General features: G+C 63.5%; 12 protein-coding genes. 5 read left to right on the top strand and 7 right to left on the bottom strand.

The window, feature by feature from the left end:
• Positions 1-91 precede the first annotated feature (91 nt).
• A complete protein-coding gene (gene menD, locus ACIPY2_RS14055; RefSeq protein ID WP_400267005.1) occupies positions 92-1,801 on the top strand; it encodes a 2-succinyl-5-enolpyruvyl-6-hydroxy-3-cyclohexene-1-carboxylic-acid synthase in 1,710 nt (569 codons plus the stop codon).
• Between the two features lie 81 nt (positions 1,802-1,882).
• On the opposite strand, the gene ACIPY2_RS14050 is transcribed toward menD, so the two are convergent.
• From ACIPY2_RS14050 to ACIPY2_RS14035, 4 genes are all read right to left on the bottom strand, one after another.
• Positions 1,883-2,665, bottom strand: coding sequence for an amino acid ABC transporter ATP-binding protein (locus tag ACIPY2_RS14050; protein WP_400267004.1), 783 nt, complete (start codon positions 2,663-2,665; stop codon positions 1,883-1,885).
• An 11-nt stretch (positions 2,666-2,676) separates the two neighbouring features.
• On the bottom strand, positions 2,677-3,468 hold the full coding sequence (locus tag ACIPY2_RS14045; protein WP_400267003.1) for an amino acid ABC transporter permease: 792 nt from the start codon (positions 3,466-3,468) through the stop codon (positions 2,677-2,679).
• A gap of 100 nt (positions 3,469-3,568) precedes the next feature.
• Complete coding sequence (locus ACIPY2_RS14040) at positions 3,569-4,366, bottom strand: ABC transporter substrate-binding protein (protein ID WP_400267002.1); 798 nt, start codon at positions 4,364-4,366, stop codon at positions 3,569-3,571.
• 158 nt (positions 4,367-4,524) lie between these two features.
• Complete coding sequence (locus ACIPY2_RS14035) at positions 4,525-5,874, bottom strand: isochorismate synthase MenF (RefSeq protein WP_400267001.1); 1,350 nt, start codon at positions 5,872-5,874, stop codon at positions 4,525-4,527.
• A gap of 90 nt (positions 5,875-5,964) precedes the next feature.
• Here ACIPY2_RS14035 and ACIPY2_RS14030 point away from each other — a divergent pair, with 90 nt between their 5' ends.
• From ACIPY2_RS14030 to ACIPY2_RS14020, 3 genes are read left to right on the top strand one after another with little or no spacing between them, the layout of a single operon-like run.
• On the top strand, positions 5,965-6,735 hold the full coding sequence (locus ACIPY2_RS14030; protein ID WP_400267000.1) for a demethylmenaquinone methyltransferase: 771 nt from the start codon (positions 5,965-5,967) through the stop codon (positions 6,733-6,735).
• Between the two features lie 11 nt (positions 6,736-6,746).
• Positions 6,747-8,090 (top strand): geranylgeranyl reductase family protein, encoded by a 1,344-nt coding sequence (locus ACIPY2_RS14025; RefSeq protein WP_400266999.1) that lies wholly within the window; start codon positions 6,747-6,749, stop codon positions 8,088-8,090.
• 9 nt (positions 8,091-8,099) lie between these two features.
• Positions 8,100-9,203 (top strand): polyprenyl synthetase family protein, encoded by a 1,104-nt coding sequence (locus ACIPY2_RS14020; RefSeq protein ID WP_400266998.1) that lies wholly within the window; start codon positions 8,100-8,102, stop codon positions 9,201-9,203.
• Between the two features lie 93 nt (positions 9,204-9,296).
• Here ACIPY2_RS14020 and ACIPY2_RS14015 read toward each other — a convergent pair whose 3' ends face one another.
• From ACIPY2_RS14015 to ACIPY2_RS14005, 3 genes are all read right to left on the bottom strand, one after another.
• Positions 9,297-10,163, bottom strand: a complete 867-nt coding sequence (locus ACIPY2_RS14015; protein WP_400266997.1) for a type IV toxin-antitoxin system AbiEi family antitoxin domain-containing protein — start codon at positions 10,161-10,163, stop codon at positions 9,297-9,299.
• Between the two features lie 481 nt (positions 10,164-10,644).
• A complete protein-coding gene (locus tag ACIPY2_RS14010; protein WP_400266996.1) occupies positions 10,645-11,067 on the bottom strand; it encodes a hypothetical protein in 423 nt (140 codons plus the stop codon).
• A 13-nt stretch (positions 11,068-11,080) separates the two neighbouring features.
• The gene (locus ACIPY2_RS14005; RefSeq protein ID WP_400266995.1) at positions 11,081-11,740 is read right to left on the bottom strand and encodes a trimeric intracellular cation channel family protein; all 660 of its coding nucleotides are present in this window, start codon (positions 11,738-11,740) and stop codon (positions 11,081-11,083) included.
• A 62-nt stretch (positions 11,741-11,802) separates the two neighbouring features.
• Here ACIPY2_RS14005 and ACIPY2_RS14000 point away from each other — a divergent pair, with 62 nt between their 5' ends.
• Positions 11,803-12,501, top strand: a complete 699-nt coding sequence (locus tag ACIPY2_RS14000; protein ID WP_400266994.1) for a sirohydrochlorin chelatase — start codon at positions 11,803-11,805, stop codon at positions 12,499-12,501.
• Positions 12,502-12,572 lie beyond the last annotated feature (71 nt).

Here is a 12,572-nt window from a genome sequence, read left to right as displayed (position 1 = left end):
TTATGTGAGAGAGCGTTGGATGCACTCTCGCCTATGACCCTCTTCACGCGGACGCTCTCTCACATCCCGTTGGCGCCAATAGACTGGGACGGTGACTTCCCAGGACTCTCTGACATCAATCGGTGCGGCCCGGGTTGCCGTGACAGCCCTGCTCGACGGCGGTGTGCGGCACGTGGTGGTAGCCCCGGGTTCGCGGTCCGCACCCATGGCCTACGCTTTGGCTGAAGCCGAAGCAGCGGGAAGGGTCATCCTGCACGTCAGGATCGACGAACGCGACGCCGGCTTCACCGCGTTGGGCATTGCACTGGCAAGCGAGGCTCCGGCGGCCGTGCTCACAACCTCAGGAACCGCCGTCGGAAACCTTCTTCCTGCCGTCATGGAAGCCAATCATGCTGCGGTACCCGTGATCGTGGTTTCGGCAGACCGACCCGAAGAACTCCACGGAACCGGCGCCAATCAAACCACCATCCAACTGGATCTTTTCGGCGAGCACGTACGGTTCGCCGTCGACGTCGCCGCCGGAGACAACCCGCAGCGCGCGGTCGCCACGGCGATCTATGCCGCGACCGGCGCCTTGGAAGACACCCCGCCCGGTCCTGTCCAAGTAAACCTGGCTTTCCGTGATCCGCTGGTTCCCGAGGCCGGGGACGGTGTGGCGGAAGCCTCGGGTCATGGCCCTTTCCATTACGACGCCGGTCCGCAGGCCCTGGATCTGCCGGCGGCGTCCGCGGAGCTGCCGCACAGAAACACCGTGGTCCTCGCCGGCCACGATGCCGGCCCGGTTGCTGAGGCTTTCGCCCGCGCCCACGGCTTGCCGTTGCTGGCCGAGCCGTCCTCCAATGCGCGGTTCGGACCCAACGCCGTGGGGCCATACCGGCTGCTGCTTGAACACTTCGGCCCCGAATCGCCGGCGCCCATAGAACGTGTTGTGCTCTTTGGCCGCCCCACCTTGTCCCGGCCGGTCGGTGCCTTGCTGGCACGGAAAGATGTGGAATCCGCAATTTACCAGCCTGTCCCCGTGGCCTGGTACGAGAATGGGCGCCGCAGGGAAACACCGTTGGAAACCTTGCCGGAACTGGCGGATTTTGCCGGACGCGGTTCTTCCGAGTGGCTCGACGCCTGGCTCCTTGCCAGCGCAGCGGCTCAGCATGCCCTGGACGGCGTACTGGAGGAGGAGCCCGCAGCCAACGGGCCGGCGGTCGGTGCGACCGTCTGGGCAAACGCACGCGGAAAGCTCGTGCTCGGATCGTCCAATGGAATCCGGGACGTGGACCTCGCAGGCCAGCCCCAACCAGACCCCATAGCCTCGGTTTACGCCAACCGCGGGCTCGCCGGCATTGACGGCACCCTCGCCACGGCCACGGGAATCGCGCTGGGCAGCGGGCGGGAAACCACGGTCCTGCTGGGCGACGTCACTTTCCTGCACGACGTCGGCGGACTGCTTCTCGGCCAGGGGGAACCCACCCCGGACCTGCGGATCGTGGTCCTCAACGACTCCGGCGGTGCCATCTTCGGGTTGCTGGAGCATGGCGCGGTCGAAGAGTCGGGCGCCTACGGCACCGCCGTCGAACGCCTCTTTGGCACCCCGCACTCAGTCGACATTTCGGCACTCGCGGCGGCTTACGGCGTCGGGCACCAGGCGGTAAGCACGACGGCGGAACTCGCCGAAGCGCTCAAGTCGCCGGTCAAGGGGCGCACCATCGTGGAAGTGCGCGTGGACAGGGCGGGGCTGCGTGGTCTTCATTCCCGGATCAAGGAGGCGGTTGCTTCCGCTGTGGGAAAGGTGCTCACGGCAGGTTAGGGCCTTAAACGCGAACATCCCGACGGGTTGTGAGAGAGGAAACTCCGAAACCCGTCGGGATGTGAGAGAGGAACGCTGGGGTTAGTCCTCGACGACGTCGATGTGGGTCGGGTCGAGGACGCGGCGCAGGAATTCCTTGGTCCGGGGCTGCGTGGGGGCACTGATGACCTGCTCGGCCACGCCTTCCTCCACCACAACACCGCCATCCATGAACACCACACGGTCGGCAACTTCGCGGGCAAAGCCCATCTCGTGCGTGACAACCAGCATGGTCATACCTTCCTGGGCCAGCTTGCGCATGACCGCGAGGACATCGCCAACAGTTTCCGGGTCCAGAGCGGACGTCGGCTCGTCGAAGAGCATCAGCTGCGGGTCCATGGACAGTGCGCGGGCGATCGCGACACGCTGCTGCTGGCCACCGGAAAGCTGGTCCGGGAAACGCTCGGCGAGGTGTCCCAGCCCAACGCGCTCCAGGTTGCGGCGGGCCACGTCTGCGGCCTCCGACTTGGACCGCTTGAGGACCTTCACCTGGGAGATGGTGCAGTTGTCCAAGACACTCAGGTGGGGGAACAGGTTGAAGTGCTGGAACACCATTCCCACGCTCTGGCGCATCCGGTTGAGATCGACATCCGGGTCGGTTGCCTCGAACTTGCCCACATTGATGGTGCCTGCGTTGGGCTGCTCCAACAGGTTGACGCAGCGCAGGAGCGTGGACTTGCCGGAACCCGACGGACCGATCAGGCACACAACCTGGCCGGGTTCGACCGTCAGCGAGATGCCTTTGAGGACCTCGTTGCTGCCGTAGGACTTGCGGAGGTCCTTGATGTCCACGCCTGCAGCGTGGACTGTTGCGGAGTTGGTCATGACTGTCCGTCCTATCGCTTGGTCCGCGCGGAGCGGCTTTCGAACTTCCGTGCCAACAGGCTCAACGGGATGGTGATCACCAGGTAGAACGCGCCGGCCACCAAAAGCGGAGTCAGGCCTGCGCCAAGGCTGGAGATGCCGTCGCGGCCGAACTTGGTGAGCTCGTACTGGGATGCCGTGAGGCCCAGGACGTAGATCAGCGAGGAGTCCTTGGTCAGCAGGATGATCTCGTTGGTCAGAGGCGGCAGGACGATCTTGAAGGCCTGGGGGATCACGATCGAAACCATGGCCCGCCAATGCGGCATGCCCAACGAACGCGCTGCCTCCATCTGGCCCCTGGGGACGGCCTGCAGGCCTGCACGAAGCGTCTCGGCGATGTACGCGGAAGCGACGATGCCCAGGGACACCATGACCACCACGTTGACGTCCCACTGCACACCGAAGGCCAGCGGTACGCCATAGCCGAAGGCGATGAAGACCAGCAAGGCCGGAACGCCGCGGAAGAACTCGATGTAACCGGTGGCGAGCCAGCGGTAAAGCGGGAAGGAAGAAAGCTTCATGAGGGCCAGCAGCAACCCGCCGGACAGGCCCACCACGAACGCAAGGGCCGTGTAGATCAGGGTGTTCTTGAGGCCCACCAGGAAGATGCCCGGGAACATCGGCCCGATCTTGGCGAAGTTGAAGACGCTGTTACCGATCGTCTTCCAGTCCACGGCGAGGATCACGGCGGCCACGGCCACAACGAAGATACCGGCCTGGACGTAAAGACTGACTTTGGCTCGTTGACGTGCAGTCATTGCCATGGTGTTCTCACATTCATGTTGCGCAGGTGGGGCCCCGAACCGACTGTTTCAACAGAGAGTTGCGGGGCCCCGCTTGCGTGGATCTCGGGGAGCCGGGTGCTTACTTGGCGGCTTCGCCGAACCAGGTGGTCTTGAACTTCTGGAGGGTGCCATCATCCGTGAGGCGCTTCAGCGTGGAGTTCACGGCGTCAGTCATGGCCGTGTTGCCCTTCTTGATCGCAATGCCAAGCTTCTCGCCCGTGGCGTAGTCCTCGACGCGCTTGATCTTGGAGTCATCCTTGATGGCGTAGCCCAGGACCGACTGGTTGCCAACGGCTGCGTCGATGGTGCCGGCCTTGAGTGCCTGGACCAGGAGGCCGGAGTCTTCGAACTGCTGGGCGTCGATTCCCTTGTCCTTGGCGTACTGTGCGCCGGTGGTGGCCTGCTGCACACCAACCTTCTTGCCCTTGGCGCCGTCCAGGTTGCTGATGCCGGAGGAGCTGGTGGCCACCAGGGTCAGGTCGTCATCCATGTACGGGTTGGAGAAGTCCATGACGTTCTTGCGGACATCCGTGATGGAGATCGAGGAGATGGAAACATCGCAGCCGGTGAGGGCGGTGCCGGTTTCGATTGCCTCGAAGGAGCTGTCCACTACGTTGAGCTCGGCCTTGAGGTCCTTGGCTACCTCGGCGGCAATGTCCATGTCGAAGCCGACGTTCTTGCCGTCCTTCTGGAACTCGAAGGGCTCGTAAGGGATGTCCGAGCAAACGGTGAGCTTGCCGGAGTTGATGAGCTGAGGGCCCGAACCCGAGGCTGCCGGGGTGGAAGAGGAACCACCGCAGGCCGTCAGGGCCAAAGCACCTGCAGCGAGAACGGCGGCCATCTTGGTGCCGGACAGAACTGAACGGGAGATCTGCATGTTTTTAACCTTTTGTTGCAGTGGATGCTGAACTGAGTCGGTTTTAGTGTAGCGCCGAACGTGAGATGTGCATCACAGGAAACGAAGTTTCACTATTGGATAACTAGTCTAGCGAAGATGCAAGGGCCCTTACAGACTTTCTGTCTGGAATCCCGGATCTACCGGCTGATGCCCAGCGCCTCAAGCATCGGCCGGAATTTCGCCCACGTTTCCGCGAGTTCTGCCTCAGGCTGCGAACCTTCAACAATGCCGCAGCCCGCATAGAGACGCACTGTGTTGGCGTCCTCGATCACGGCTCCGCGCAGGGCGATGCCCCACTCGCCGTTGCCGGCCGCGTCCAGCCAGCCCACGGGTCCGGCGTAGGGGCCGCGGTCCAGATGTTCCAGCTTCCTGATCAGGGCACCCGCCACCAGGGTCGGCGTTCCGCACACGGCGGCCGTGGGATGCAGGGCGTTAATCAAGGCCAGGCAGGTGGGTACGTGGCCCTCGATATCTGCCAGCTCGGCCTTCACGTCCGAAGCCAGGTGCCACACGTTCGGCAGCTCGAGAATGAACGGTTCGCTGTGCGAGTTCATTGCTTCGGAGAAAGGTGCCAGCTGCCGGGTCAGGGAATCGATGGCGATCTCGTGCTCGTGCCGCTGTTTCTCTGAGCCCGCCAGCACACGCTCCGCATATTCCATGGGAGAGCCGTCCATGCCCTCGGCGTCCCGGCGATCCAGCGTGCCCGCCAGCACTCGGGCCTGGGCGGTCCGGCCCTCGACCTGGATGAGCATCTCCGGAGTAGCTCCCACCAAACCGTCTACGCCGTATGTCCAGCACTCCCGGTACCTGGCCGCGAGCTGGCGAAGTACCTCCGCGGCACTGACTCCGGCAGGTAGGTTGGCAACGACGTCGCGCGCCAGTACCAGCTTCTCCAGCTTGCCGGTGCGGATCTCTTCTACGCCGCTGGAAACAGCTTCCATCCACGCCGCCTCGGTCAGCGAGCCCCGGCTCAGCGAACCACGCGCACCATTGAGGGCGGCAACCTCAGGTGAGGGCCCGACGTCGGAACCTCCCGCGGCGGACTCGTCACCGTTGGTGCCCGAAAGCCACCGCTCGACGGCGGCCAGCACGCCCGCCTCGGTGAGGGGAACGTCGTCGAACGTCAACTGCGTAGCCCAGGCACGGCCGTCACGGATGCCAACCACGAGCTCGGGCAGGATCAGGCGCGAAACGTGCGGGGAAGTCTTGGAAAAAGCGAAGGAACCGAAAGCTACCGGGCCTGTGCCGGGAAGCTCAACGTGGTCCGTGATGTCTGCCTCAAGGATGAGGTGCCGCCACCAAATGTCGGCCTCGAGGAACCTTTCCGGGCCCGTGGCGTTGAAGCGGGTCAGCTCGCCGTAACCGACCAGGCCGGCCTCGCGTCGGGACCAGCAAAGGACATCGTCACGCACCAGAAATGACGGCAGCCCCCCGGAGGATGAGTCGACATCGAGGGGGACTGTCAAAGTGCGGAGCGTGCTGGTCATGATGGAACAACAGTACTCCCGGTGTGCGCAGAACCCGCCCCGTCTTCTACAGAGCAGCAAACTTCGCTGATTGTCTGAGACAATTGCAGGGTGAACCGAGCATCCTTGGAAAAGCGTCCGGACGAAGTTGCGACGATGTTTGACGATGTCGCCCCTAAATACGACGTCGTGAATGACGTCCTCTCCATGGGGCAGACACGTCGCTGGCGCAGGATCGTCGTGGATGCCATGGACGTCAAGGCGGGCCAGCGTGTCCTGGACCTCGCTGCCGGAACGGGCACATCGAGCGAACCCTATGCCGATTCCGGCGTGGATGTTGTGGCCTGCGACTTCTCCCTGGGCATGCTCAAGGTGGGAAAGCGCCGCCGCCCGGACATCGACTTCATTGCCGGTGACGCCACCAACCTTCCGTTCGCGGACAACAGCTTTGATGCTTCCACCATCTCCTTCGGCCTGCGGAACGTGGTTGAACCCCGCAAGGCCCTCGAGGAGATGCTTCGCGTCACCAAGCCCGGTGGCCGCCTGGTGATCGCCGAGTTCTCCCAGCCCGTTGTTCCGCTCTGGCGCACCATGTACACCGAGTACCTCATGCGCGCACTCCCGGCCATCGCCACCAAGGTTTCCTCCAACCCGGATGCTTACGTGTACTTGGCGGAATCAATCCGTGCGTGGCCCGACCAGGACCACCTGGCCCAGTGGCTGGCCGACGCCGGCTGGACCGACATCACCTACCGCAACCTCAGCGGCGGCATTGTTGCCGTCCACCGCGCACAGAAGCCGGCAGAACACCGCGAAAGTGTTCCGGTGGCCAAGCTGCGCCGACAGATCAAGCCGCGCCGGACGGGCGCACAGTCAGGCTGACTTAGGACATCGTGAAAGTACTGATTGTTGGCGCGGGCCCGGCAGGGTCCACCGCCGCGTATTACCTCGCCCAGGCCGGCATCGATGTGACGGTGCTGGAGAAGACTTCCTTCCCGCGTGAAAAGGTGTGCGGGGACGGCCTCACTCCGCGTGCCGTCCGCGAGATCCAGAAGCTCGGGCTGCCGCATGCCGTTGAAGACGGCTGGCGGCGCAACAAGGGACTCCGCCTGATCGCCGGGGGCCGCACCATTGAACTCCCATGGCCCGAGGTTTCCGACTTCCCGACCTACGGGCTGATCCGCACCCGCCTCGGCTTCGACGAATCGCTGGCCCGGCACGCGCAGGCCGCCGGCGCCGTCGTGCTTGAGCGCCACAGCGTCACAACCGCCCTACAGGACGACGACGGCCGCGTCATCGGGGCCCGCGCCGCGATCCTCGACGAGTCCGGACGCAAGACGGGCGAAACGCGCGACTTCCTCGCCGACGTCGTACTGGCCGCGGACGGCAACTCGACGCGGACCGCAGTTTCGCTGGGCATGCAGAAGCGCGACGACCGGCCGCTCGGCGTTGCGGTCCGCACGTACTTCACCTCGCCCCGTCACGAGGACGACTGGATGGAGGGCTGGCTGGAACTGCCCGGCAAGTCCGGCAAGCCGCTGCCCGGGTACGGCTGGGTGTTCGGCGTCGGCGACGGCACCTCCAACGTGGGCCTCGGCATCCTCAACTCCTCCAAGGAATTCGGCAAGCTCGACTACAAGCAGGTCCTTCGCGAGTGGACCGCCGCCATGCCCGCCGAGTGGGGTTTCGCTCCCGAAAACCAGGTGGGGGAGATCCGTGGCGCCGCGCTGCCCATGGGCTTCAACCGCACGCCGCACTATTCGCCTGGGCTCCTCCTTTTGGGCGACGCCGGCGGCATGGTTTCCCCGTTCAACGGTGAAGGCATCTCCTACGCCATGGAGTCGGCCCGTTTCGCGGCTGAGTTCATCATCGATGCCTCCGCCCGCTCGGCTTCTGCCGCATGGAACACGCACGACGCCGATGCGCACCTGTCCCGGTACGCGGACTATGTGCGGGACCAGTGGGGATCACACTTCACCCTCGGCCGGGCATTTGCCTTCCTCATTGGCAAGCCTGCCGTGATGAAGCTGGCGCTGCGGACCGGCATGCCCATTCCCGTGCTGATGCGCTTTGTGGTCCGGTTGTTGGCCAACCTCACAGACCCCTCCGCGAAGGGCTTCGAAGACCGGGTGATCCGGGTCCTGGAAAGCCTCGTTCCCGCGACATCAAATACTTCCTCTGCCCGCTCTTTTACGGCGGCAGGGTCCGAGACCGCGGTTTCCGCACCAACTAGTTAGGGTTAACCCGTGACGAACTCTGCCGAACACAGCTGGACCCACGCCGGGCACGGCCTGCGGGACACCAACGAGCCTGCTCCCAACACCACCGCGATCGCAACGGGTCTCCAGCTGCCCGCCGGTTTCGCCGCCATCGCAGGCGACGCCGAGCTCGGCCCTGCCATCACCACCAACCTTGCACGCGTGGAGAAGAAGCTGCGCGAAGCCATCTCCAACTCGGACCCGCTGGCTGACGCAACGTCGCGCCACCTGGTGGAAGCCGGCGGCAAGCGCATCCGTCCGCTGCTCACCCTGCTTTGTGCACACCTCGGCGATGCTTCGCGTCCCGAGGTTGTCCAGGCCGCGGTGGTTGTGGAGCTCACCCACCTTGCCACCCTGTACCACGACGACGTCATGGACTCGGCACCCTTCCGCCGCGGCGCCCCCACGGCACACGAAGTGTGGGGCAACTCCGTGGCTATCCTGACGGGCGACCTCATCTTCGCCCGTGCCTCCATCCTGGTTTCCGAGCTGGGCTCGCGTGCGCTGGGTATCCAGGCCCGGACCTTCGAGCGCCTGTGCCTCGGCCAACTCCACGAAACCGTGGGTCCCCGAGAAGACGAGGACGCCGTTGAGCACTACCTCTCCGTCATCGCGGACAAGACCGGCTCCCTGGTTGCCGCTTCAGGCCAGCTCGGTGCGATCTTCTCGGGTGCTGATGAGGCGTTCGAGGACGTGCTGGTTGAATACGGCGAAAAGGTCGGCGTGGCCTTCCAGCTTGCCGACGACGTCATCGATGTCACGGGTGTGAAGGTCAAGTCCGGCAAGTCCCCGGGTACCGACCTCCGCGAGGGTGTGCCCACGCTGCCCGTGCTGCTGCTTCGCCGCGATGCCGCAGCCGGTGATGCCTCTGCTGTTTCGCTGCTGGAACTGGTGGACGGCGATCTGTCTTCCGACTCGGCCTTGGCTGAAGCCGTGGCCGGCCTGCGCGAACACCCCGTCACCGCGGAGTCCTGGAAGATTGCCCGTGATTGGTCGGATCAGGCAATTGCCGCTTTGGAGCCCCTGCCGGAAGGTGTTGTGAAGGCCTCCCTGACCAACTTTGCCCACGCAGTGGTGGACCGCAGCAGCTAGGTTTTGGCCCTTTAAGGTGTGGCTTTCAGACCTTGTTTCGACGTTGGATGGCCGGTCTGCAATCTCAAAAGGTTGCAGCCGGCCATTCTGCTTCTAAACAAGGTCAGGACGCCGCGGGCCCTTGGGCCCGAAACTCCCGGCGTCCCATTTCTTAAGCACGGCAAGCACCTGTGCAACCATCCGCTCAGGATAATGAACGACGTCGGCATAGTAATAGCGAAGGACAAGGCGGCCGCCGCTGATGCTCGCGTTGTTCCGGTACTGATCCTTCTTGACCTGCCGACCCTCCAAGTGTGTGCCCCCGTCGAGTTCGACCACGATGCACCCGTTGATGAGGCAGTCGACTTCACCCACACCGGGAAGTTGTACGTGCATTCGGACAGTAAGTCCTGCACGGACAAAATGCGCGTGGGCGAGGACCTCCAATAACGAGTCAGCGCGGGGTATGACCATGTCAAGAACAGCCCGTGCTTTGCCGTTGCGCTTGCCGGGCAACTTTGACCGCAGGAACTCCTGGGTCAGAAAGGCCTGGCTGATGGCGCTCTGGACCAGGACCAAGGCCTCTAGCTCGGACAGGCATCGCAACGCATGGAGCAGCACATCCGCAACTCCGGCAACGGGGAGGAAAGAGTGGGCCGGATGTTTGCAGGCGGCGTGGTCAACGACTTCATTGCGGGGGATGCCGTTTCCGCAACTGATATGGGGAGTGGCGGGTGGGCTGTTCAGCGTCCAAAGCTTGTAGAAGCGAGCGGCAGAGATGCATGTCAATCGTCCGTTTGCCTGGTATGCGGCAAGAACATGGGCATCGGCGCCCGGGAGTCCATAAACCCCTCGCTGCACCCTACGGAGCTTTCCTGAGGCTACGGCGGCTGCGAGGGTCCGCTCAGAGAAGCCGGCCTTCCGCAGGGCTGCGGTCCGGGCGCTTCCGAGCCGACGACGAAGAAATTCCTCTGGATCCATGACTCATGATTCCGTCGCAGGCACTCAGAAATCAGCCGGGTTTGAGTGTTTTGTGGATAACTTGCGGGACTCAGTAAACAGGATCACGGCTGCTCAAATTGCATTGACTGAGGTAGTTGCAAATATGACAGAATTGTCATAAGCTATTCACGGATCCACTAAATGCCTCCGGTGGGTCTGATGCGAACGGAGATTGTGGTCCCGGTTCGGTGCAGCGTATGACTCGTAACGTTGCAGTGAGCCGGGGCCATTCCGGTTTTAAGAAGCCAACAGTCCAGCGCCTGAACCGGGGGAGGCGCGCTGCCGCCGTCGACCCTGTTGCCTCCTGACCCTTTCTTGAGGTGTCGGAGGAAAAAGACAACCTACAGGGGGTGCTAAAGGCGCGCTGCGGTCCGAAAGAGGGTCAGGAAGCCACGGCACCTACAACAAAAACAGCCCCCGTCCAACCAAAACGGCCGGCACGGGGGCTGCGGACAAAAACCTAGTCCTCGTCGTTGAAGGCCCATTCGAACATGTCGAAAACGAACTCGGAGAACGTTCCTTCCTCGCTCTTCCACTGCCCGCGCGCATTGTTGCGGCGGTAGACGATGGGGTCCGGGATGCTGAGGTCGGCTACACGGAAGCCCCAGGTGAACTGTTCTTCCTCGTCCTCGAGGAACATGAGGAAGCCTTCGTCGTCGACTTCGAGTTCCTCGGGGTCCCAGAAGTAGTGGTAAGCCTCCATGAGGTCCTCACAGCCGCCGAGGGCGAGATAGAACTCGCGGAGGACCAACGGGATAGTGAAGGAGTGCTCGGACAGTGCGTCGTCGAGTTCTCCAGGCGTCAGTCCGTCTTCTTCCTGCCATTCATCCTCGAGATACTTAGGGACCAGCGCGCGGAACTTCTCGAGGAACATGTCAGTCATGCTCTTATCCTAGCTAATCCCGGACCCCCGGATTTGCGCCCGCGCGGTGCCATCCACGGACCGCCAAAGGCACGTACCAACCGCGCCGCCAAGCAGTAACGCGGAAGGCGAAAACCACGCCGGCTATGACGCAGGCCGTCAGTCCGCTGAAGAGTCCAAGGTCCCACAACAGAGTGGTCAGGCCCGCACCCACGAAGGCCGGCAAGGCGTAGATGTCACGGTTGTCGAAGAGGGTGGGGATCTCGTTGGCCGTAATGTCCCGCAAGAGACCGCCGCCCACGGCGGTGGTGACGCCCAGCAGGATGCAGGTCACCGGGTTCATCCCTGCTGAGAGGGCCTTCAGCGTGCCGGTGATGCAGAACAAGGCCAGCCCGCCGGCGTCGAACAGCGTCAAAAGGGAGGTGAAGCGCTGGACCGACGAGAACAAGTAGTACACCAGCAGCGCAGCAAGCAGCGGCGGGGCAAGGTACGCAGGGTTGGTGAAGGCTACCGGCGGCGCGGCATTGATGATGATGTCGCGGATGACGCCGCCACCCAGGGCAACAATGGAGGCCAGCAGTATGGAACCGACAAAGTCGAACTGCTTCCGTGCAGCCAGGAGGGAGCCGGAGACGGCGAAAAAGAACACGCCGATGAGGTCGAGCCACAAAAGAACGGTGTCAAGGGAAATCAAGTGGACGGTTCTTTCTTTACGTGCTTCTCAACTGGTGCTGGCTCAACGTTACGCTAGCTCCCATGAACAGCCCCGTCTTGATCGCCTGCGCCCACGGAACCCGCAACGCCGAAGGGCAGGCAGCCATCCGGCAGGTCATGGCCGAAATCGAAGAACTCCGGCCCGGGCTGCAGGTCCTCGAGGCCTACGTGGACGTTCAGGAGCCTGAGTTGTCCGGGGTGGTGGAGGGGCTGCCTGAGGGGACTGCCGCCGTCGTCGTACCGCTTTTGCTGTCCACAGGTTTCCACATCAAGGTGGACGTGCCCAAGGCGATCAAGAGCCGGCCGGAGGTTGTTGCCGCCAAGCCGATCGGCCCGGATGCGCGGCTCGCGGAGCTGCTCGCGGCGCGCCTGCACGCCGCCGGGCTCCAAGAGAACGACGGCGTCCTGCTGGCTGCCGCCGGCTCATCACTTCCGGACGGCTCGATTGATTCCGAGGAGCAGGCGCGGCTGCTCGCCGGGCTGCTGCCCAACAAGGTGAGTGTCGCCTACGGGGCCAGTGCCCAGCCGAACGTGCCCGACGGCGTTGCCTCCTTGCGGGAGGAGCTCGGTTCAAGCGGGGGTCGGGTTTTCGTCGCGTCCTATCTCTTGGCGACCGGGTATTTCCATGACCAGTTGTTCAAGGCGGGAGCAGACGTTGTGACCGATCCGCTGCTGCCTTCGAAGGTCCTGGCCGAGATCGCACTGGAGAGATATGACGCAATCAAGGACAGCCTTTCCTGAAGGCCCTTGCCCTCAAATGACGGGGGAAATGACTGCATAAGAAGCCCGTCAGTACAAGGCTGCGGGGCCGT

The sequence above is a fragment of the Paenarthrobacter sp. NPDC089675 genome, from assembly GCF_044749185.1.
In the GTDB taxonomy this organism is placed as follows: domain Bacteria; phylum Actinomycetota; class Actinomycetes; order Actinomycetales; family Micrococcaceae; genus Arthrobacter.
The sequence above is the reverse complement of the archived record's forward strand: the minus strand, read 5'-3'. Positions and strand labels throughout refer to the sequence as shown.